General features: G+C 76.3%; 2 protein-coding genes. Both read right to left on the bottom strand.

Annotated features, from left to right (window positions below; all coding sequences use genetic code 11):
- Positions 1–7,440, bottom strand: coding sequence for a beta-ketoacyl synthase N-terminal-like domain-containing protein (locus ABZ070_RS17525; protein WP_356634683.1), 7,440 nt, complete (start codon positions 7,438–7,440; stop codon positions 1–3).
- Positions 7,437–22,733 (bottom strand): amino acid adenylation domain-containing protein, encoded by a 15,297-nt coding sequence (locus tag ABZ070_RS17520; RefSeq protein WP_356634681.1) that lies wholly within the window; start codon positions 22,731–22,733, stop codon positions 7,437–7,439. Before ABZ070_RS17520 ends, ABZ070_RS17525 begins: the two co-directional genes overlap by 4 nt.
- Positions 22,734–22,736: the final 3 nt, after the last annotated feature.

Raw genomic sequence — 22,736 nt, 5'->3', positions numbered from 1 at the left:
TCAGGTGTGCTGGGGCAGGAGCGAGAGCGCCTGCTCGACGGTGAGCCGGTTGTCGCGTACGGCGGCGAGCAGCGCGTCGAGGTCCGCCGCGCTCACGGCCTGCGCCCCCGCGGCATCGGCGGCCCCGCCGGCCGGGGCGGGGGTGGTGCGGGAGGTGATGTGGGCGGCGAGCGCGGCGAGGCTGGGGTGGTCGTACAGGACGCCTGCCTTCTCGTCGAGGCCGTAGGCGTTGTTGAGGAACGCGACGAACTCGACACCGAGGATCGAGTCCAGGCCCAGGCTGTTGAAGGTGGCGTCGGTGTCGATGTCCCACACGTCGCAGTACAGGGTCTGGGCGAGTTGCTCGCGCAGTGTGGCAAGGACGTCGGCCGTCGCCCGCTCCCCCGCCCGCACGGGCGCCGGCGCGGAAGCCACGGGCGCCACGGGAGCGGGCGCTGCGGGGGCGGGTGCTGCGGGAGCGGGCGCTGAGGGGGCAGGGGCGGGTGCGGTGGGCGCCGGGGCGGACGGTGGTGTGCCGCCCAGCTGCTGGGCGACATGGCGGGCGAACGCGGCCGGCGTCGGGTGGTCGTACAGCTCGGTGGCCTTGATGTCGGTGGCGTAGCGGGCGTTGACCAGGGCGATGAACTCGACGCTGAGGATGGAGTCGACACCGAGCACCTGGAAACTCTGTTCCGGGTCGAGATCGGCGGGCTCCATGTAGAGCACCCCGGCCAGCACCTCCCCCACTTCTTCGGCGACCCGGTCCGCGAACGCGCCGTCCACCGCGGCGGGGGCGACCGCCGGAGCGGACACGGCAGGCGCCGGGGCGGGGGCGGGGGCGGGTGCGGCGGGGGCGACCGCGGGGGCCGGGGCCGCGGCGCCCAGCGGCCGGAGGGAGATCTTGCGGTCACGAGTCATGGATGGCGTCTCCTGTGCCTGGGGTTCGGGCTGATCGGTCGCGGGCGCCGGCCGGGGGCCGGACAGGCGGATCGCGGCCGCAGGGCGGGGCGTGGTGCCGGCCGGCGCGGCGAGCGGGGCACCGGCCGCGCCGGCTGCGGCGCCGGCCGGGCTGCTGCTCGGGGCACCGGGCCCGGCACCGCTCGCGCTGCCTTGTGCGGGCGTGGCACCGTTCGCGCTGCCTTGTGCCGGGGTGCCCGCCGGGGTGCGGCCGAAGTCGCGCAGGTGGGGGCGGGACAGGGACGGTTCGTTGCCGGCGGTGCCCAGGCCCTTGTGGTGCAGGTGCTCGATCTGGAGGTCGTACCAGCAGCGGATCCGCTCGAAGGGGTAGTGCGGCAGCGGGATGCGCCGGGCGGCGGGGCCGGCGCCGCTGACGGTGGCGCGGTCGATCCGGCCGCCGTCCAGCCACACCCGTACCGGGTCGTCGGAGGTGGCCTCGGTGCGCCGCCAGGGGCGGGGGCGGCCTGCCGCGAGGGCCCCCAGGGCGTCGAGCAGCGTGTCGAGGCAGTCGGCCTCCAGCGCTGCGCGGTGTTCGAGGTCGGCGCGTCCGACCGCGAAGGTGTGGGCGATGTCGGCGAGGTGCGGTTGTGTGCCGCGGTCGCGGGCGTCGGTGAGGTGGGTGTGCAGGCGCCGGGCGGTGGCCGTGAGGGCCGCGGGGGTGCGGGCGGACAGGAACACCACCACCGGCTGCCGGCGCTCGGCGGGCGGCCGCGGTGCGGCGGGCGGCGGGCTCTCGACGACGATGTGCGCGTTGGCGCCGCCGGCGCCGAAGGAGCTGATGCCCGCCCGCACCGGCCGGTCGGCTCCGTCGTGGGTGTGCCAGGGGGCGGTGCTCTGCTGGACGGTGAACGGCACACGGTCGAAGTCGATTTCGGGGTTGGCGGGAGTGGCGTGCAGCGACGGCACCAGGGTGCGGTGGCGGATCTGCAGCAGCACCTTCGCCAGGGCCACCGCGCCGGCCGCCGACTCCAGGTGGCCGACGTTCGACTTCACCGATCCGATCGGGAGGTTCCCCGCGCCCTTGACACCGTCACGGGAGAACGCGGATGCCAGGCCGCGGATCTCGATGGGATCGCCGAGCGAGGTGCCGGTGCCGTGCGTCTCGATGTAGTCGAGGTCCGTGGCCGCAAGGCCCGCGTCGCGCAGTGCCTTGGTGACGAGGTCGGCCTGGGCGCGCGGGTTGGGCACGGTGTAGCCGTTGGTGCGGCCGCCGTGGTTGGCGGCGGTGCCGCGGATGACGCCGTGGATGTGGTCGCCGTCGCGCAGGGCGTCGGTGAGGGGTTTGAGGACGAACGCGCCCACGCCCTCGCCCGGTACGTATCCGTCGCCGCCGGCTCCGAAGCTGCGGCAGCGGCCGTCGCTGGCGGCGAACCTGCCCTGGCCGAGCATGAAGTACTTGTTGGGGTGGATCAGGACGTTGACGCCGCCGGCGACGGCGACCTTGGAGCTGCCGGCGCGCAGTGACTCCACCGCCAGGTGGATCGCGGTGAGCGCGGAGGAGCAGGCGGTGTCGACGGCCGTGCTGGGCCCCTGGAAGTCGAAGTAGTACGAGACGCGGTTGGCGATGGACCAGTAGGCGCTGTTGGCCAGGACCGGGTTGCCGCGCAGCCGTTCCTCCGCCTCGTGGAGCTGGTACTCCCCGTACATGGCGCCGACGAACACGCCGACGTCCTTGCGGTGCACCCGCTCGCCGGTGGTCACCAGGGTGTCGGGGGTGTAGCCGGCGTCGTCGAGGGCGGCCCAGCAGGCTTCGAGGAAGAGCCGGGCCTGCGGGTCGACGGTGCCGGCCTCGCGGGGCGAGATGCTGAACAGCGGTGCGTCGAAGTTCTCCACTCCCTCCAGGAAGCCGCCCCATTTGGTGTAGGTGCGGTCGACGCGGGACTTGTCGGGGTCGTAGAGGGCGGCCGCGTCCCAGCGTGTCCGCGGCACTTCGGTGATGCTGTCGCGGCCTGCCAGGAGGTTGGCCCACAGTTCGTCGAGGCCGTCGGCCTCAGGGAAGCGTCCGGCGACGCCGATGATCGCGACGGCCCGCGGGTCGGCGCCGGTGCCGGGCGGCGCCGGCTGCGGGTGCTCGGCGGGCGCGGGGGCGGCGGTGTCCAGGGGGGCGGTGGAGGAGGCGGGCGGCTCGGCCTCCGGCCCCGTCACGACGGCGGCGGTCGCAGTGGCGGTGGTGGTGCCGGTCAGTTCGGCGCACCGCTCGGGGAACTCCTCCATGAGGTGTTCGGCGAGTTCGGCGACCGAACGGCACTCGAAGAGCAGCGTCTTGGAGAGCCGGCCGAAGTCCTTCTCCAGCAGTTCGACGACGCGGATGGCGAGCAGCGAGTCGATGCCGAGGTCGTCGAAGGGCCTGTCGGGCCGCACGTCGCCCAGCGGGGTGCGGGTGGCCTCGGCGACGGCGGCCCGCAGCCGGTCTGTCAACGCGCCCTCCACCGCCGCCGTCTCCGCCGGCGCTTCCGCCGTCGCGCCGGTGCCGGGGCCGGGAGCGGCCACGGCGGACGCGACGGGCGCGACGGGCGCGACGGGCGCGACGGGCGTGGGGGCGGGTGTGGCGGGCGCAGGTGGGGTGCCCAGCAGGGGGAAGGAGGCGAGCAGTTGCTCGCGGTCGCCGTACAGAACGACGGGCGTGGGCTGCGCGGCGCCGTCGTCGGCGGCGAGGAGTGTCTCCAGGACGGTGAGGCCGGCGTCGGCGGGCATCGGGCGCATCCCGAGCGCGCCGAGGACCTGTTCGGCGTCGCCGCCGGTGCGCATGCCGCCCTCGGCCCAGTAGGGCCAGGCGACGGACAGCGAACGCCCCTGGCGCGTCCCGGCGGCGACGCGTCGGGCGCGTCGGGCGATCAGCTCGTCGGCGGCGGCGTTGGCGAAGGCGTAGTCCGCCTGGCCGGGGCTGCCGAGGGCGCCGGAGACGGAGGAGTAGACGACGAAGCAGTCCAGCGGCCAGTGGGCGGTGGCCGCGTCCAGCGCGGCGGCCGAGGTGAGTTTGGCGGTGATCACGGCGTCGGCGTCGGCGCTGTGCTTGCGCAGGATGAACGCGTCGCGCAGTGTTCCGGCCAGGTGCACGACGCCGTGGACGGCGCCCTCGCCGTGCAGCCGGTCGGCGAGGGCGCGCACGGCGTCCGCGTCGGTGCTGTCGAGGCGGTGGTAGGTCACCGATCCGCCTGCGCGGGCCGCGCGTTTCGCCAGCCGGCCGATCTCGGCGGCGCGTTCGCCGTCGGCGGCGGAGCGGCCGGTCAGGACGATGTGGGCGCCGTAGGTGTCGGCGAGGTGACCGGCCAGCAGTGCGGCCAGGCCGCCCATGCCGTTGATCCAGTAGCGGCCGCCGCGGCGGAACGGGGCTTTTGAGGACGCCGGGACGGTCAGCGGGCGCAGCACGGTGCGGGTGAGGGTGCCGTCGCGCCCGGCGGTCAGCCGGCCGCCGGGCGGCGCCTGGGCGGCTGTGTGCACGGCGCGCCTCCAGGCGCCCGGGTCGGCGTCGGGGTCGACGGCGAGGGCGGTGAGGTCGAAGCGCGGGTTCTCCCCGGTGAGTGAGCGGCCCAGCGCGGCCAGTCCGCTGCCGGTGACGGCGGCCGCGTCGTCGAGGGCGTCCACGGGGAAGGGCACCACGATCTTGGCGCCGCGCCGCGCGAGCGGGCCCAGCAGGGCGCGCAGCAGCGCCAGGACGCGCAGCGCGTCGGCGGCCGGGCGGCCGGGGGCCGGGTTCGCGGTGGCGGCCAGGGGCCAGACGATGACGGGCGGGCCGCCGTCGGGCAGCCGGGCCGCGATCTCGGCGCCGGCGGCCGCGGCGGCCTGCGCATCGGCCGGATCGGGCAGCACCAGGTCGGCGCCCTCCAGCGGGGTGTCGCCGACGGCGACGAGCACGGCGGGCCGGCCGTCGGCAGCGGTGGCGAGGTCGCAGGGCTCGGTGGCGGGCGCGAACAGGTGTATCCCGGAGGGCAGTTGCGCGGCGTGCGGGCGTGGCGCGGCGGGCGTGGCGGGGCCGGTGGGGCGCAGGGCCAGGCCGGTGAGGGTCAGGGCCGGGGTGCCGTCGGGTGCGGTGACGTTCACGTCGTACTTGCGTACCTGGCGGCCGCCGCCGGCCAGGCGTACCGGGCGGACCTGCACCCACACCTCGTGCGGCAGCTCGCCGTGCACGTGCAGCGTGTCGACGGCGAACGGAATGTACGTCTGCCCGCCCAGGTCCTCGCGCAGCACACAGCCGATCACGGTCTGCAGGGCGCCGTCGAGGACGTACGGGGACAGGCTCTGCCCGCCGCCGCCCCAGCCGTCGCCCGTGCCGGGGGCGGCGGCGACTTTGGCCAGGGCTCCGCCGGGGCCGTGGCGCAGCTCGCGCAGCACCTGGAAGGCGGGGCCGTACGTCACGCCGTTGTCCTGGAAGTACCGGTACAGCTCGGCCGGTTGTGCGGTGTCGGGGTACTGGGCGTCAAGGGCGGCCGTATCGGGGCGGTGGGGTGCGTCGGTGTGTTGGGTCAGGACGCGGGCCTGGGTGTGGGTGTGGGTGTGGTCGGAGTCGATGCGGACGCTGTCGCCGTCGGTCACCGCGCGCAGGGTCACGGGCCCGCTCACCTCCACCGGGCGGTGGAAGGCGATGTCGGCGAGGCCGGTGGCCGCGGGGGTGGTGTGCCGGGCGGCGGTCAGGGCGAGGTCGAGCTGGGCGGCGGCGGGCAGCACGGGCCGGCCGGCGACCACATGGTCGGCGGCGACCGCTTCGTCGGGCCGTACGGTGCGCGCCTGGCCGGTGCCGGGCAGTGGCCAGCGGGTGCGGGCGAACGGGTAGCCGGGCAGCCGCACCCGCCGGGCGGCACGCTCCTCGGCCCTGCCCGCCCCCGCCCCCGCGACGCCGGTGCCGGTGCCGGTGCCGGTGCGGGTGCCGGTGTCGGTGTCGGGCAGGGGTCCGTGGCCGGTGATCCAGGTGTGCAGGTCTGCGGGCGGGGTGTCGGCGTTCAGGTCCGCGCCGTCCGCCAGCGCGTGGAGTTTTGCGGCGAGTTGGGCGGGGGTGGTGGCCGACAGTGCGCAGCGCACCCGCCGGTGGCTGCGTCCGGTGCGCAGGGTGTGCACGACGTCGGTGAGCGGCAGTCCGGCGACCGGGCCGGCCAGGGCGGCGGCCCAGGTGCGCAGCGCGGTCTCGGTGTGGGCGGACAGCACGGCCCACCGCACCGGGCCCTCACCGTCGCCGTCGGCGTCGCCGGCCGGGGTGGGGTCGGGGGCCTGTTCGAGGACGGCGTGGGCGTTGGTGCCGCCGATGCCGAAGGAGCTGACGGCGGCGCGGCGCGGCCCGTCGGGCACCGGCCAGCCGCCCCGGACGACGCTGTCCTGCGCGATGCGCAGGCCGCCCGCGCCGCCGAGGGCGCGGTTGGGTTCGGTGAAGGGGACCTGGCGGGGCACGGTGGCGTGCTCCAGGGCCAGGACGGCCTTGATGACGCCGGCGACGCCGGCGGCGGTGTTGAGGTGGCCGAGGACGGACTTGACCGATCCGACGGCCGCCGGGTGGGGCCGCTCGCCGCCGTAGACGCGTTCCAGGGCGGCGAATTCGACCGGGTCGCCCAGGTGGGTGCCGGTGCCGTGGGTCTCCAGGCAGCCCACCGAGTGCGGGTCGACGCCCGCGACGGCCAGCGCCTCGCGGATCACCGCCTCCTGCCCCTCGGGGGAGGGTGCGTGGTAGTCCATCTTGCGGGCGCCGTCGTTGTTGACGGCGCTGCCGCGCAGCACGGCGCGCACCGGGTCGCCCTCGCGCAGCGCGTCGGCGAGGCGGCGCAGGACCAGGGCGCCGCCGCCGTTGCCGAACACGGTGCCGTCGGCGCTGTCGTCGAAGGGCCGGCACCGGCCGCTGGGCGAGAGGATCATGCCGGGGGCGGCGAGGTAGCCGGCCTGCGGGAAGTGCAGCGACGCGCCGGCCACCACGGCGAGGTCGCACTCCTCGGCCAGCAGGCTCTCGGCGGCCAGGTGCAGGCCGACCAGGGTGCTGGAGCAGGCGGTCTGCACGGTCATGCTCGGGCCGGTCAGGCCGAGTTTGTAGGAGATGCGGCCGGCCGCGAAGTCCTTGTCGGAGGAGGAGAAACGGATCATTCCGGCGGCGTCGAGTTCGGTGATCGCCACCGGTGGCCGCACGGGCTGTCCGACCGAGACGTAGGCGGCGGTGCGCAGCCCCGTGTCGTCGGGGGCGAAAGCGGCGTCCTCCAGGGCGTGCCAGGCCACTTCCAGCAGCAGCCGCTGCTGGGGGTCGAGCCACTCGGCGTGCTGGGCGCTGTAGCCGAAGAACTCGGCGTCGAAGGCGTCGGCGTCCTCCAGGGCGGCGCCGGCCGGCACGAACGCCTCGTGCCGCACGGTCTGCGGGTCGTGGCCGAAGCCGATCAGCTCGTCGGTGCTGTAGCGGCGGATGCCGGTGCGCTGTTGCTCGAGCAGTTCCCAGAGCCGGTCGACGGAGGTGGCGGGCCCGAACCGGCAGGCCATGCCGACGACGGCGACGGCGTTGGGGTCCTGCGCGAGGTCGGGGCCGGTGGGTGGGGTCATCGTTCGTCTCCGAGTCGAAACGCGCGCCGCAGCTCACGGCGGGAGGGGCGGGCGGGCCGGGCCGGGTCCGGGGCGTTGCCGGAGGCCGGTTGCGGTTGCGGTTCGGGGGCCGCGGTGGTGGCGGCGCCGTTCAGGCGGGTGGCGAGCAGGCCGGCGAGGTCGTCGACGGTGGGCCGGGCGAACAGGTCGGCCAGCTCCAGGCCGGTTGCGGGGTAGGCGTCGTCGAGCCGGGCGAACAGCCGTCCCAGCAGCAGGGAGTTCCCGCCGAGGTCGAAGAACCTCCGGTCGTGCGGTACGTCGTCGAGTTCGAGCAGCTCGGCCCACAGCTGCCCCACGTGCCGCGCGAGCTCCGCGCGTCCGGCCGCCGGCACGGCCGCCGGCACGGCCGCCGGTGCGGGGGCAGGCACGGCCGCCGGTGCGGGTTCGGTGGGCCGGCCTGGCCGGGCGGCTGCGGGGGTGGTGTCCGCGAGGCGCAGGGCCGCCTGGCGGTCGACCTTGCGGTTGGGGGTGAGCGGGAGCTGTTCGGCGGCGACCAGGCGGTCCGGCAGCATCCACGGCGGCAGCGTCGCCGAGGCGTACTCGCGCAGTTCGCCGAGGTCGGGCAGGGCGGTGCCGGCGCGCGGTACGGCGATCGCCAGGAGCCGGGCCGAGGGGCCTTCGCCGCGCACGGCGACGACGACGCGGGCGATCGCGGGGTGGGTGGCCAGCACGGTCTCGATCTCGCCCAGTTCCATGCGGTGGCCGCGGACCTTGACCTGGCTGTCGGCCCGGCCGAGGAAGATCAGCCGTCCGTCGTCGTCGCGGCGTACGAGGTCGCCGGTGCGGAACCAGCGGCCGCCGCCTTCGGGGTGCAGCGGATGGCCGGTGAAGCGTTCGGCGGTCAGCTGCGGCTGCTGCCAGTAGCCGCGGGCGACGCCGGGGCCGCCGATCCACAGTTCGCCGCTCTCGCCCGGTGCCGCTTCGCGGCGTGCGGCGGTGTCGGTGAGCAGGAGGCCGGTGGCGCCGATCGGCTCGCCGAGGTGGACGGGGCCGGTGGCGGTGACGGGTGCGATGGTGGACCAGATGGTCGCCTCGGTGGGGCCGTAGACGTTCCACAGGCTGCCGGTGCGTTCGGCGAGCGCGGCGGCGAGGTGGGGCGGCAGTGCTTCCCCGCCGCACAGGGCGGTCATCTCCGGCCGGCCGCTCCAGCCGCCGTCCACGAGGAGCTGCCAGCCGGCCGGGGTGGCCTGCATGGCGGTGATGCGGCGTTCGGTCAGCAGCCGGCCGAGGCGGCGGGCGTCGACGACGTCGGCGCGTTCGGCGACGACGACGGTGCCGCCGCTCAGCAGCGGGAGGAACAGTTCGAGGACGGAGATGTCGAAGCACACGGTGGTGACGGCCAGCAGCCGTGCCGGTGCGTGGTCGGTGATGCCGACCGTGCGGGCGATCGCCTCCAGGGTGTGCACGACGTTTGCGTGGGTGACGCCGACGCCCTTGGGCCGTCCGGTGCTGCCGGAGGTGAACATCAGGTAGGCGAGGTCGTCCGGCCGGCACACACCGGCCCCGGCCCCGACCCCGGCCCCGGCCTGGGCCTGGGCCTGGGGTTGGGGCTGGGCGCCGTCGCCGGTGTGGCCGGGGGCGGCGCACGGGTCCACGATCCGCAGCCGCTGCGGCAGCAGCCAGGTCAGCTCGCGGTCGGCGACGGCCACGTCGCAGCCGGCGCCCTCGACGACCAGCTTCAGCCGTTCGCTCGGATAGGAGTCGTCCAGCGGCACGTAGGGGCGTCCGCTCTTGAGGATGCCGAGCAGGACGGCGGGCAGCCGCACGGTGCGGTGCATCAGGACGGCGACGGGCGCGCCGGGCGGCGTCAGTTGATCGACGCGGCGGGCGATGTCGTCGGACAGGGCGTCCAGTTCGGCGTAGGTGAGGCTGTCGCTGCCGTCCTCGACGGCGGTGGCCTGCCCGTGGCGGCGCACGGTGGCGTCGATGCGGGCGACGAGGGTGGATGCGGCAGGGTCGAGCAGTTCCCCCACCGTGGCGGCGCCGCGCTCGAGTTCGCCCGCCATGCGCCGCAGGTCGTCGACGAAGCCGTCGACCTGGGCGCCGTCGAGGACGGCGGTGCGGTGGTTGGCGAGGATCTCCACGCCCTCGGGGGTGTCGGTGACCTCCAGGCCGAGGTCGAAGTGGCCGCGCTGCCCGCGCCGGTACACCGGCTCCCAGCCGCCGGCCGGCCGGCCCTGGCCGGTGCGTGTCCAGTTCTGGTAGGCGAGGGTGACGGTGGGCACGGCGTCGGGGCCGCCTGCGGCCCGGCACAGGTCGACGAGGTGCGGGTAGGGCATGCGGGCGTGGCCGAGGGCGCCGCGGACGTGCTGGTTCAGTTCGGCCAGCCAGGCGGCCACCGGCCGGCCGGGCTCCAGGTCGATGCGCAGCGGCACGGTGTTGACGAAGCAGCCGACCGTCCTGTCCTCGTCCCTGGAGGTGCGCCCGTAGGTGGGGACGGCGACCAGGAGGCAGCGGTGGCCGGTGGCCCGGGACAGGGCGGCGGCGAACGCGCCCAGCAGCACGGTGAACGGCGGCACGCCCACGGCCTGCGCGGTCTTGGCGAGGGTGTGGGACAGGGCCGGCGGCATCCGGTACTCGCGGTGCGCTCCGGCGGCGCCGGCCTGCTCGCCGCCGCCGGGGAACAGCGCGCCCTTCGCCTGGGTGCCGACCAGCCGGGAGGTCCAGTACCGCTCGGCCTCCTCGCGCTCCTGCACGGTGCAAGCGGCCTGTTCGCGGCGCAGTGACCGGGCGAACGGGGCGGCGGGCGCGGGGGCGGGAGCGCCGTGGGCGCGGGCCGCGTACAGGGCGGCGATGTCCTCGCCCAGCAGTTCGGCGGAGCGGCCGTCGACGGCGAGGTGATGGGTGGTCAGCTGCAGGACGGGGCCGTGGCCGCCGTCCTGCGGCTCCCACAGCACCGCGCGCAGCAGCGGCCCCATGGAGGTGTTCAGCCGCTGGTCGGCCTCGTCGCGGACGGCCTGCTGGAGGGTGTCCTCGGCGACCGGGCGGATGGCGATCGGCGTCGCCGCGTCCGGGACGGCGGCGGCGGCGGCGGGTATGAACGCCAGGTCGCCGTCGCTCGGTGCGATGCGGCAGCCGAGCACCGGATGGCGCCCGAGCAGGTCGCCGACCGCGCCGTGCAGCGCCTGCCGGTCGGTGGCAGGGGGCAGCCGCCACGCCAGGCTGATGTTGTAGGGGGCGTGGGGTGCGGCGGCCTGGTCGGCGGCCCACATGCCCACCAGCCGGTCGGGCAGCACGACGGCCCGCTCCCCCGCACCGCGCGCGCCCGGGTCACCGTCGTCGTCGCCCCCGGCGGCAGGGATGGTGGCGGCGGTGGTGGCAGGGATGGTGGCGGCGGTGGCAGGAATGGTGGTGGCGGTGGCGGCTGCCGTCAACTGCGGTCCGTGGTCCTGGAGCAGACGGTTGGTCAGTTCGAGCAGGGTGGCGCTGTCGAGGAGCACCGGCAGGGGGATGCGGCCCAGGTCGTCCTCGAGCATGCGGCTCAGGCGCATCAGGGAGATGGAGTCGACGCCGTAGTCGGTGAGCGGGGTCTGCGGGTCGATCGTGTGGGCCGGTACGCCGACGGACTCGGCGACGCGTTCGCTCAGCCAGCCCAGGGCTGCTTCCTGCACCGACGGCGCCTCGGCCACGGCCGCCTCGGCCGTGAGTGGGGCGGGGGTGGGCGGGGCGGGGGTGGTGGCCGTCGGCAGGGGGGCGCGGGTGGCCAGGGCACGGTCCCAGACGGCCAGGTCGCCGGCCACCAGGGCCGTGTAGGCCGTCTCGGGGCCGGTGGCCGCGGCGAGGGCGGGCCACAGGGCCGCGGTGGCGGCCCGGGTGGCGACGGGCCGCAGGCCGTAGGTCTGGTGGAGGTAGTGCGCGGCGTCGGGTTCGGGGGCCGTGCCCGCGTCGGCGAGGACGGGCCAGCCGGCGCTCAGGGTGCGGCCGGGGCGCAGGCCGCGGGCGGCCCACCGGGCGCGGTGGCGGGCGAACTGGTCGAGGAAGCCGTTGGCGAAGGCGTAGTCGCTCTGGCCCTGGTTGCCGACGAGGGCGGCGAGGGAGGAGGCGAGGAGGAAGAAGTCCAGGGGGTGGTCGGCGAGGGCGGCGTCGAGGTGGAGCGCGCCGAGGATCTTGGCGCGGCACACGTCCTGCACGGCTTGGGGGGTCTTGCCGCGCAGGAATCCGTCGCGCAGCACGCCGGCGGTGTGCACGACGCCGTGCAGCCGGATCCGGTCGGCGGCGAGGCGGTCGGTGAGGGCGGCGACCTGTTCGAGGTCCGTTGTGTCGCAGCGGCGGTAGACGACCTGGCCGGCGTCGTGTGCGAGGCGGGCCAGGGCCTTCAGGGCGGCTTCGTCCGGTGTGGAGCGGCCGATCAGGACCAGTCGTGCGCCCGGGGCGCGGGTCAGGATGTCGGCGGCGATGTGCCGTCCCAGGCCGCCGAGTCCGCCGGTGATCAGGTAACTGCCGTCCGGCCGCAGGAGCCCGCCGTCGTCCGAACCGTCCGTGCTGGTCGTGCTGTTCGTGCTGTTCGTGTGGTCGGGGGTGCGGGTGAGGTGGGCGGTGCGGCGCAGCGGGGCGGCGTCCTTGGGCCCGGTGGCCGGGGCGGGGCCCAGGCGGGTCCAGTCCCCGTCGTCGGCGAGTGCCTCGGCCTCCAGGGCGCGGGCGGCGGCTGCCGGGTGGGCGTGGGCCCAGGTGGCGTCGAGGGTGGCCAGGCGCAGGGTGAAGCGGCCGGTCTCCCCCGCGACGGTGCGCGTGAGGCTGTGCAGGGCGCGGACCGTGGGGGTGATCTCGCCGTCCTGGCCGGTGCGGGTGACCAGCAGAATGCGGGTGCCGGCCAGGGCGCGGCTGCGTACCAGGGTGCGCAGCAGGGCGAACAGCGGGGTGAGGGTGGTGTCGGTGAAGTCGGCCCAGGCGGCGGGGATCTGTTCGGGGCGCAGGGGGCCGGTGCCGAGCCCGCCGGCGGCGGCGGGGTCGGTGAGGCGGGTGAGGTCGAGCAGGACGGTGGCCGGTGTGCCGGTGCGTGCGGCGGTCCGTTCCAGCTGGTCCTCGTCAAGGTCGGCGGTGTGCAGGACGGCGGCGGGGGTGCGGGTGTGGGGGGCGGGGGTGTCGGTGTGGTCGCCTATCACCCACAGCGGGCCGTCGGCGCCGGGGCGGGTGTCGTCGCCGAGGGGGGCGGTGTGCCAGCCGAGCCGGTAGCCGGCCTGGGGCACGGGCGCCGCAAGCGGGGGGGCGGTGGGCGGTGCGGGTTCGGGCCGCGCCGCCCGGGTGGCGGTGGTGGTGTGGGGGGTGGTGTCGACGCGGATGCGGAAGCCGTCGATCTCCGCGAGGACTTCGCCGCTGTCGGGGTCGATCAGGCGCAGGTCGAAGACGTGGATGCCGGCGGCGTCGTCGCGCCGCACGCGGTGGGCGTGGACGTAGGCGTGGTGGCCGCAGGGCGCGTGGACGGCGAGGCGGTCCACTGCCAGCGGCCGCAGCCGGCGCGGGGTGCCGGACTCGGTGAGCAGCAGGTGGGCGGCGCTCTGGCAGGCGCCGTCGAGGAGGGCGGGGTGCAGCACATGGCGGCCGTCGAGGTTTTCGCCGTCGGGCAGCCGCAGTTCGGCGGTGGTCTCCTCGCCGCGTGCGCTGTGCCGCAGCACGGTGCGGTACAGCGGACCGTAGGTGAATCCGTGGGCGGTGAAGGCCTGGTAGAAGGCGTCCGGGTCGCCGGCGTCGAGGTGGGTGTCGAGGTCGGCGGGCCGGTAGACGAGGTGGGGCCGCAGCGGGCCGGGGGCCTGGGCGGGCCGGGTGCGGCCCTGGGCGACGGTGGTGCCGGCGACGGTGGTGGTGAAGCGGCGCAGGCCGTGCGCGTCGGGCTCGGCGAGGTCGGCGGTGACGGTCATCGGCAGCCCGGTGGCGGGCTGCGGCCACAGCAGGTCGCAGATCTCGGTGCGGTAGGGGTTCTCGCCGGCGGCGAGGAGCGCTTCGTGGACGAGTTCGGGGTGGAACGCTCCGGGCAGCAGCATCTGCCCGTCGACGATGTGGTCGGCGACCCAGCGGGAGGCGCCGCCCAAGGCGGCGGTGACGGTGCGGGCGGCGGGCCGGCGGACCGTGTCGGTGAGCGGCATCCGCGACGGCTGCTCCGGCCCGGGGCCGGTGGCCGGGGGCAGGCAGCGTTCGCGGGCGAAGGGTGTCGTCGGCAGGGGCACCCGCCGGGCCCGTCCGGCCGGCGGGTGCCAGGTGCCGTCGGTGACCCAGGCGCGGGCACCGCCGTCCCCGCCGGTGGTGTCGTCGTCGGTGGTGTGGGCGGTGGTCAGGGCGGGGTGGGTGGTGTCCTCGGCCAGGGCGCGCAGCGCGGCGCGCAGTTCGGCGTGGTCGTGGGCGAGGACGGCGGCCCGGTGCGGTCCGTGGTCGCGGCCGTTGTGCAGGGTGTGGGCGATGTCGGCGAGGGTCGCGGTGGAGGCGTCGGCGGCGTCGGCGAGACGGCGGGCCAGGGTGCGCAGCCTCTCGTCGTCGGGGGCGGCGAGCGGCACCAGCACGGGCGGTTGTGCCCACTCGTGCGCGGGCGGGGTGGGGGTGGTGCGGTATTCCTCCAGCAGGACGTGGGCGTTGGCGCCGCCGGCGCCGAAGGAGCTGACGGCGGCGCGGCGCAGGCGTTCGCCCGCCCACGGCTCGGCGGCTCGCTGGATGCGCAGCGGTGTGCCGTCCAGGGCCAGTTTCGGGTTGAGCTGCTCGGCGTGCAGGGTGGGCACCAGGCGGCCGTGGCGCAGCTGGAGGATCGCCTTGGTCAGTCCGGCGATGCCCGCGGACGCCTCGCCGTGGCCGATGTTCGACTTGACCGACCCGATGCGCAGCGGCTCGCCGGCGGCTGCCTGGCCGAAGGCCAGGGCCAGGGCGCGCAGTTCGATGGGGTCGCCGAGTTCGGTGCCGGTGCCGTGGGCCTCGACGTAGCCGACGCTCGCGGGCTCGATGCCCGCGTGCTCGAGGGTCGCCGTGATGAGGGCGGCCTGGGCGCGCGGGTTGGGGACGGTGTAGCCGCCGGTGCCGCCGCCGTGGTTGAGGCCGGTGCCGCGGATGACCGCGTACACGGTGTCGCCGTCGGCCTCGGCGCGGTCCAGGCGTTTGAGGACGACGGCGCCGGCGCCTTCTCCGGGGACGAAGCCGTCGCCGCCGGCGCCGAAGGCGCGGGTGCGGTCGCCCCGTGAGGGCATGCCGAGCGCGCACAGGCCGGTGAAACGGTCGGGGTGCAGGTAGAGGTTGACTCCCCCGGCCAGTGCGAGGTCGGCCTCGCCGTCGCGCAGCGCGCGGCAGGCCAGGTGCAGCGCGGTCAGCGAGGAGGAGCACATGGTGTCGACGCTCAGACTCGGGCCGCTGAGGTCGAAGGCGTGGGAGACGCGGTTGGCGACGGACGCGGCGGCGGTGACCGCGTACTCGGGGTTGTCGGCGCCGGCGGCGTTGGCGTCGCGCTGGGCGAGCAGGTGGCTGTTGGCGGTGACGCCGGCGAACACGCCCACCCGCGGGCCGCCGTGATGGCCGCTGAGGGTGTGCCGGGCGTAGCCGGCGTTCTCGAACGCCTCGCGCGCCACTTCCAGGAACAGCCGCTCCTGCGGGTCCATCAGGGCCGCGTCGCGGGGGGTGATGCGAAACAGTGCGGCGTCGAAGGTGTCGATGTCGTCGAGGAAGCATCCGTAGCGGGCGTAGCCGCCGCCGAGGGTGCGGGCGGTGCGCCAGTCCCAGCGTTCGGCGGGCACTTCGCGTACCGGGGTGCGGCCGGCACTCAGCAGTTCCCAGAAGGTGTCGAGGTCGCGTGCGCCGGGGTAGCGGCCGGCGAGCCCGACGACGGCGATCGCCTCCGCCGGAGCGGGGGCGTCGGTGCCTCGGCGGTGCGCGGCGGGCGGGGTGGCCAGGACGGCGGCACGGCTCGCCGCCGGCGGCGCCACGACCGGGGCGGCCGGGACGGCGAGGGCGGGGGGCGCGGCCGGGACGGCCGGGACAGCGGGGGTGGTGGGGGTGGTGGGGGCGAAGTGGCGGGCCAGGGCGCGGGGGGTGGGGTGTTCGAAGATCAGGGTGGCGGGCACGGGCCGGCCGGGGAACAGGTCGCGCAGCCGCTGGGAGAGCTCCTCGTGGAGCAGCGAGTCGACGCCCAGCGCGGGGAAGTCGGTGTCCGCGTCGAGCAACCGCGCATCCTGGGCGGTGAGTTCGGCGACCAGCGCCACCAGCCGTGCGACGCCGTACTCGTCGTCCGGCGTGTCGTTTCCGGCGGGACCGGTAGGGCCTTGGGGGCGGGGTGCCGGGCCCGCAGGGACAGGGACAGGGGCGTGGGCAGGGGCGGCGGGGTGGGGGCGGTGGGCGAGCATGCGGGCGAGTTCGTCGACCGTGCGGTGCTCGAACAGGGCGGTCGCCGTGAGGGTGCCGTGGCGGCGGGAGACGGCCTCGACGAGTTCCATGTTGAGCAGCGAGTCGATGCCCAGTTCCTGCCAGGGCAGGTAGCCGGGCACGTCGGCCGTCGGGTCGCCGAGCAGTTCGCGCACGATGCGGCGCAGCCCCTCGGCGATCTCCTCGACGTCCTCGGCCCCGCTGTGCGGGAGGCCGCCCGCCTCGCTCTCGGCCGGGACGGGGGCGGGGGTGGTGGGGCGGCAGGTGAGCAGGGCGACGCAGCCGGGCGCGTCGCGCAGGTGGCCGGTGTCGGTGAGGCTCCAGCCGCAGGACTGCAGCAGGGTGCGCCAGCGTGCCACGTCGAGCAGCGGGCCGTGCGGCATGCGCCGGTCGGTGTCGACGTAGCGCCACCAGCCGTCGGTGAGTCCGAAGGTGAGGGTGTAGACGGCCGCGGGGGCGACCATCTCGACCAGCAGCAGGGCCCCGCCGTCGGCCAGGAGTGTGTCGATGTGGGCGAGGGTGCGGGACAGGTCGCGGGTGGCGTGCAGCACGTTGCTGGCCACGACCAGGTCGAAGGAGCCGGCCGCCAGGCCCTGGGTCTGGGGGTTCTTCTCGATGTCCAGCAGCCGGGGGGTGACGCGGTCGCCGAAGCGGCGCCGGCCGTGCTGGAGGAAGGCGGGCGAGAGGTCGGTGTAGACGTAGTCGAAGGCACTGACGCCGCGGGCGTCGAGCGCGGTGAGCGCGGCCGCGGTGGTGCCGCCCACGCCCGCGCCGATCTCCAGGATGCGGGCCGGGGCGGCGACGTGCGCGGCGGCGTCGGCCAGGGCGTGGGCGGCGGCGGTGTTGACCGGGTCGAAGAGCTGGTTGCCGCTGTAGACGGTGCTCACGCCGCTGAGGTCGCCGCCGGGGAACAGGACGGCGGTGGCGGGCACTTCGCCGCGCAGCACGGGCCCGTAGGAGGCCAGGGCACGGTCCAGGAGCGTGAGGTGGCCGGCCAGGTCGGGGTGGTCGGCGAGCAGGTGTGCGCGGGTGCGGGCGAGTTCGTCCGAGCCGGGCACCGGCCGGGACGAGCGGTGGTGCTCGGTGAGCAGTTCGACGACCGCGGCGAGCAGCAGCCGGTGTTCGGGCACGGCGTTCAGGAGCTGGGCGGCGCTGTGGGCGGTGGTGGCGGGGCGGGCGGCGAGCTGCGGGGTCAGGCCGAGTTCGCTCATCGTGCGGGCGAGCGCGGCGCGGGCGTAGTCCTCGAGCCGGTGCGCTGCGTCGTCGGCCGCAACCGTGCCCGTGCCCGTGGCCGTGCCCGTGCCCGTGGCCGTGGCCGTGGCCGTGCCCGTGGCCGGTGGTGTGACGGGGGGCCGGGTGAGGGGGCGCAGCGGTTCGGGGTCGCCGCTGACGGCGACCAGCTGGGGTCGGTTGCCGGACATGCCCGCTTCCAAGGCGGCCACACCCCTTTCCGGGACGAAGTCGGTCAGGCCGGGGTACTCGCGGGTGACGTGGGTGCTGTAGCGGCGGGCGAGCCCGGTGTCGCGCCACAGGCCCCAGTCGAAGGTGCGCACGGTCAGCTGCGCCCCGCCACCGTCGGTGTGGGCGGTGGCGTAGTGGTCGAGGAAGGCGTTGGCGGCGGAGTAGTTGAGGCCGCCGGTGCTGCCGAAGAGGCCGGCGACGGAGGAGAACAGGACGAGCGCGGGGGGCCGTTCACCCGGCGTGCCGGCGGCGTGGGCGCGCAGCGCGTGGGCGAGGTGGAGGACGGCGCTGACCTTGGTCGCCAGGACCTGCTCGAGGTCGTCGGGGGTCAGTTCGTGCAGGGGGGCGGCGCTGACGGAGCCGATGCTGTGGACGATGCCGTCGAGGCGGCCGTAGAGGTCCTGGCAGTCGGCGAGGACGCGTTCGACGTCGGCCGGGCGGGTGATGTCGGCGCTGCGGTAGTGGGCGCGGGCGCCCAGGGAGGCGAGTTCGGCCAGCAGGGCGCGGGTGTGGTCGCCGGCCGGGGAGCGTCCGACGAGCAGCAGGTTCGCGCCCCGGTGGGCGGCGAGATGGCGGGCGACGGCCGCGCCGATACCGCCGGCGCCGCCGAACAGGACGTAGCTGCCGCCGTGGGTGAACCCGCTGCTGGGCACGGCGTCGGCGGGGGCGGGGGCGGGGAGTTCGGTGTAGACCTGGCGCAGGCGCCGGCCGGCGCGCAGGGCGATCAGCGGGACGGCCTGGTCGCACGGTTCGCGCAGGGCCGCGGCGATGTCGTCGGCCGTGGCGGTGGTGTCCAGGTCGACGGCCGCGCAGGTCATCGCGCCGGCCTCGCGCGGCAGGGTGCGCACGGCTCCCAGCAGGGCGCCCTGCAGCGCGGCGCCCGGGGTGGGGCCGGTGCCGGTGCGGGGGGCGGCGAGGCGGGTGGTGAGGAGGGTGATGCGGGCGGGGCGGCCGTCGGCGGCCAGGGTCCGGCCCACGGTCAGCAGCGACTCGAGCCAGCCGCGCAGGGCCTCGGTGCCGGCCCGGTCCTCGCTCCAGCCGGAGCCGTCGACGAGGAGCGCGACCTGCAGTTGGGGGGCGCGGAGGCTGTGCACCGCCCGGGCGAAGGCGAGCGCGTCGAGCCGGCCGTCCTGCAGGGCGCAGCGCACCCCGCCGGCCGCGGCCACGTCGAGGGCGTCGGCGAGGTGGCTGCTGGTGCGGTCGTGGACCACGACCAGGGCGCCGTGCCCGGCCAGGTCGTGGGGGGCGGGCGGCTCGGGCATCCACTGCGGTGCCAGCATCCGCAAGCCGGACCCCTCGCGCCCGGCGCCGGCGGCCGTCGAGCCGGCGGTGGTGGGGGTGTCCCATTCGGGGACCAGGATGCGCAGGGAGGCGACGGCGTCCGCGGCGGCCTGCTCGTCGGCGGCGGTGGCCGGACGGGCGGGGGCGGGCGTCTGCTGGGGGGCGGCGGGGTGCAGCCGCAGCCCGTTGACGGTGAGGACGCGGGTGCCGTCGGGGCCGGTCGCCTCCAGGTCGAGGACCGTGTGCGCGGGACCGCCGCTGATGCGGTGGACGGCGAGGTGCGCGCTCAAGGGCACCTGCCCGCTCCACTCGATGTGGTCCGCGGCGGCCGCCACCAGGGGGCGGCCGCCGTCCAGCAGGGCGCAGGAGGCCTGCAGTGCGGCGTCCAGCCAGGCCACCCGCCGGGTGCGCGGATCGTCGGCGTCCGGGGCGGTGAGGGTGGCGGTGAGGCGCTGCCCCTGCCGGCGCGCCTGGTGCAGCACCCGGTAGACGGGGCCCACCTGAACGCCGTTGCGCGCCAACGCCGCTTCCATGTCGACGTCTTGAACCGGTGCGCCGTGCGGGTCGGCGGCACGCGGCGCGGCGGCGGGGGTGGTGGCGAGGGTGGCGCGGGCGCAGATCTCGCCGTCGTGCAGCACGCTCACCCGCACCCCGCCCTCACCGCCCGCCTCGGTGCGGCGGGTCAGGTGCACGGGGCGGCCGGCCGGTACGGCGACGGGCCGCAGCAGGCGCAGTCGGCTCAGGGCGACGGGTTTGCCGTCGGCGAGTGCGTCGACGAGGGCCGCGCCCGGCAGCACGGCGCGGCCGGCGACGGTGTGCCGGGCCAGCGGATGTGCGGCGTCGAGGGTGAAGCCCGGCTCGGCGGACTCGGCGGGGCGGGCGGGCTCCACCGCGGACTCGGCGGGGCGGGCGGGCTCCACCGCGGACTCGGCGGGGGTGGGGACGGTGGGGCGGGCGGGCAGCCAGTAGGACTGCCGCTCGAACGGGTAGGGCACCAGCGGCACCCGGCGGGGCGGGGGTCCGCCGGGCCACAGGGCGGTCCAGTCGGCGGTGGTCAGGGCGGCGCCGGCGAGCCAGTCACGCAGCCTCTGCGCAACGGGCTGTTCGGCAGGCTGTGGGCCCGAGGCGGCGAAGTGGGCTGTCTTGCGGGCGAGTTCGTCGAGGTCGGTGACGGTGAACAGGGCGCGGTGGGCGAGGTGGCGGCGTCCGCTCTGCAGGGTCCAGGCCAGGGCGTCCAGCGGCGGGGCGTCGGGGCCTGTGGCGAGGCGGGCGAGCAGGCCGGCGAGGCGGGCCAGGGCGGTGGGGGTGGCGGCCGACAGCGGCACGGCCACCGGGGCGGGGGCGTCGGTGGTGCGCGGCTGCGGGAGCGTGCCCGCGGGTGCTTCCTGCAGGATCACGTGCGCGTTGCTGCCGCCGAATCCGAAGGCGCTGACCGCCGCCCGGCGCACCGGGCCGCCGGGGACGGCCGGCCAGGGCACCGGGTGGGCGGCGACGGCCAGCGGGCTGCCCTGGAGGTCGATGTGGGGGTTGAGGCGGCTGAAGCCGGGGGTGGCGGGGATGAGGCGGTGGCGCAGTGCCTGCACGGCCTTGATCAGGCCGGCCAGTCCCGAAGCGCCTTCGAGGTGGCCGATGTTGGCCTTGGCCGAACCGACCCACAGGCGGCCCTCGGGTCCGGCGGCCGTCTCGGGCATGCCGTGCGGGTCCTTGGCGAGCGCCTCGCGTACGGCGTCGAGTTCGATCGGGTCGCCCAGCGGTGTGCCGGTGCCGTGTGCTTCGAGGAAGCCGAGGTCTGCGGCGTGCAGGCCGGCGTGGTGCAGGGCGGTGCGGATCAGGGCGCTCTGGGCCTTGGGGTTGGGGGCGGTCAGGGCGGCGGCCCGGCCGCCGTGGTTGACGGCGCTGGCGCGGATGACGGCCAGGACGGGGTCCCCGTCGGCGACGGCGCGGCGCAGGGATTTCAGCACGACCCAGCCGGCGCCCTCGCCTCGTACGAAGCCGTCGGCGTCCTGGTCGAAGACCTTGCTGGTGCCGTGCGCAGAGAGCATGCCGGCGGCGCGGTAGGCGCGGGCGTTGAAGCCGTTGCTGAGCAGGTTCGCGGCGCCTGCCAGGGCGATGTCGCAGGTGCCGGCGCGGATGGCGGCCTCGGCCAGGTTCAGGGCGGTCAGGGCTCCGGAGCAGGCGGTGTCGACGGTGATGCTGGGGCCGGTGAAGTCGTAGAGGTGGGAGATGCGGTTGGCGAGGAAGGCGGGGAACGTGCCGGTGGTGGCGTAGCCGTCGGCGGCCGCGGCCCGCTCGACGAGCTGTTCGCGGTAGTCGTAGCTGCAGGCGGCGGCATAGACGCCGACGCCGGTGCCGGCGAGGTCGTCGGGGCTCAGGCCGGCGTGCTCGAGTGCGTGCCAGCTCAGTTCGAGCAGGGCCCGCTGCTGCGGGTCCATGGAGGCGGCCTGACGGGGGTTCACGTCGAAGAACGCGGCGTCGAACAGGTCGGTGCCCTCCAGCAGCGCGGCCCGCAGCCCGTCGGGTACCGGCCCGGCGAGCCGGTCCGGCGGCACGTCCCCGATCCGGCACCCGCCGTCGGCGAGCAGCGACCAGAAGGCGTCGACGTCGTCGGCGCCGGGCACGCGTACGGCCATCCCGATGACGGCGACATCATCGCCACCGCCGCCGTGGTCGTCGTGGTCGCCGGTCGCCGTATGGACGGCCGGGGCCTGTGCGACGGCGGCGGGCGGCGCGGCGGGGGCGGGCTGTGCGGGGTGTGCGGCGGGCAGGACGCCGGCCAGGGCGCGCAGGGTGGGGTGGTGCCAGACGGCTGTGGCGGGCAGGTCGGTGCAGAAAGCGGTGCGCACCTCGCGGACCAGGCGCAGGGCGCGTGCGGAGTCCAGGCCCTGTTCGCCCAGCGGGCGTTCGGTGTCGACGCGGTGGCCCAGGACGTCGGAGGCGAGGTCGGTCAGCCGGGCGAGGGTGTCCTGCCCGGCCGGCTGCCCGGCCGCAGCCTCGGCGGTGGTGGGGCCGGCGGCGGTGAGGAGCGCGTCGTGGAGGGCGTCGAGGTAGGCGGCCGCGTCGCGTCCGTTGAGGACGGTGTGGTCGAAGGCGAGGACCATGCGGCGTACGGGGGTGGTGCCGGTGTCCTCGACGGAGCCGAGGAACAAGGTGGCCACGGCGGGCGGTACAACGACGGGCACGGCGAGGGTCGCGCCCGTGTCGCCGAGGTGGGACAGGATCAGGGTGACGCGCGAGTCGGCCTGGGAGGTTCCGGTGAGGGCGTGTTCGACGGCGTGGGCGTAGCGTTCGTCGAACGCGGCGGCGTCGAGTGTGTCGGCGTCGCGTACCACGGCGGTGGTCAGGTCGCCGTCGTCGGTGGCGCAGGCGATGCCGAGGTCGACGTGCTCGTACACGCGCAGCCGCCTCTCGTCCAGGCGGCGTGAGCGCAGGGCGGGTGTGGTGTGGGCGGTGTGGGCGGCGATGCGGGCGAAGGCCTGGAAGACGGTGGCGAAGGCGGTGCCCTGGTGGGCGCGGCGGGCCCGTTCGAGCACGTCCTCGGCGACGACGGCGGCGACGGCGGCCGGCACGACCGTGTCCCGTGCCGTGCGCAGTGCCCGGTTCAGCTCCCGCTGCCGGCGTGACTGCTCGATGTCGGTGTAGTCGGCGCACCGCGCGGGCGTGGCCTGCGTGGTGTGCTCCTTTGTCCGGGCGGGCGCCGGTGCGGCGGTGGCGGCCGGTGCGGCGGTGGCGGCGAGGTGGCGTTCGAGGTCGGCGGGCATGAGGCTGGTGCCGGCGGCGGGGATGGCGGGCAGGGTGGCTTCGTCGATGCCCAGGCGGCGGGCGTGGGCGCGGGTGCGGGGCGGGATGCGGCGTGTGGTGGTGGGCCGGTGGTCCGGGGGGCCGTGGACGGAGGCGCCGGCGGCCGGTTCGGCGGCGGTGGCGGCGGCGTGCGGGGTTGTGGTTGCGGGGGTGATGCGGGCGACGGGGCCGCCGATGGGGACGGTGTCGCCTTCGGCGACGAGCCAGGCGTCGAGGGTTCCGGCGGTCGGGGACTCGATCTCGACGGCGGCCTTGTCGTGTTCCATCTCGTAGACGACCTCGTCCTTGGCGACGGTGTCGCCCGCCTGCTTGAGGAGCCGGACGATGCGCACCTCGACGATGCCCTCGCCCAGGCGCGGGACGGACAGCACGGACTGGGTGGTCATCTG

The sequence above is a fragment of the Streptomyces sp. NPDC006283 genome, from assembly GCF_040613325.1.
Classification (GTDB): domain Bacteria; phylum Actinomycetota; class Actinomycetes; order Streptomycetales; family Streptomycetaceae; genus Streptomyces.
The sequence above is the reverse complement of the archived record's forward strand: the minus strand, read 5'-3'. Positions and strand labels throughout refer to the sequence as shown.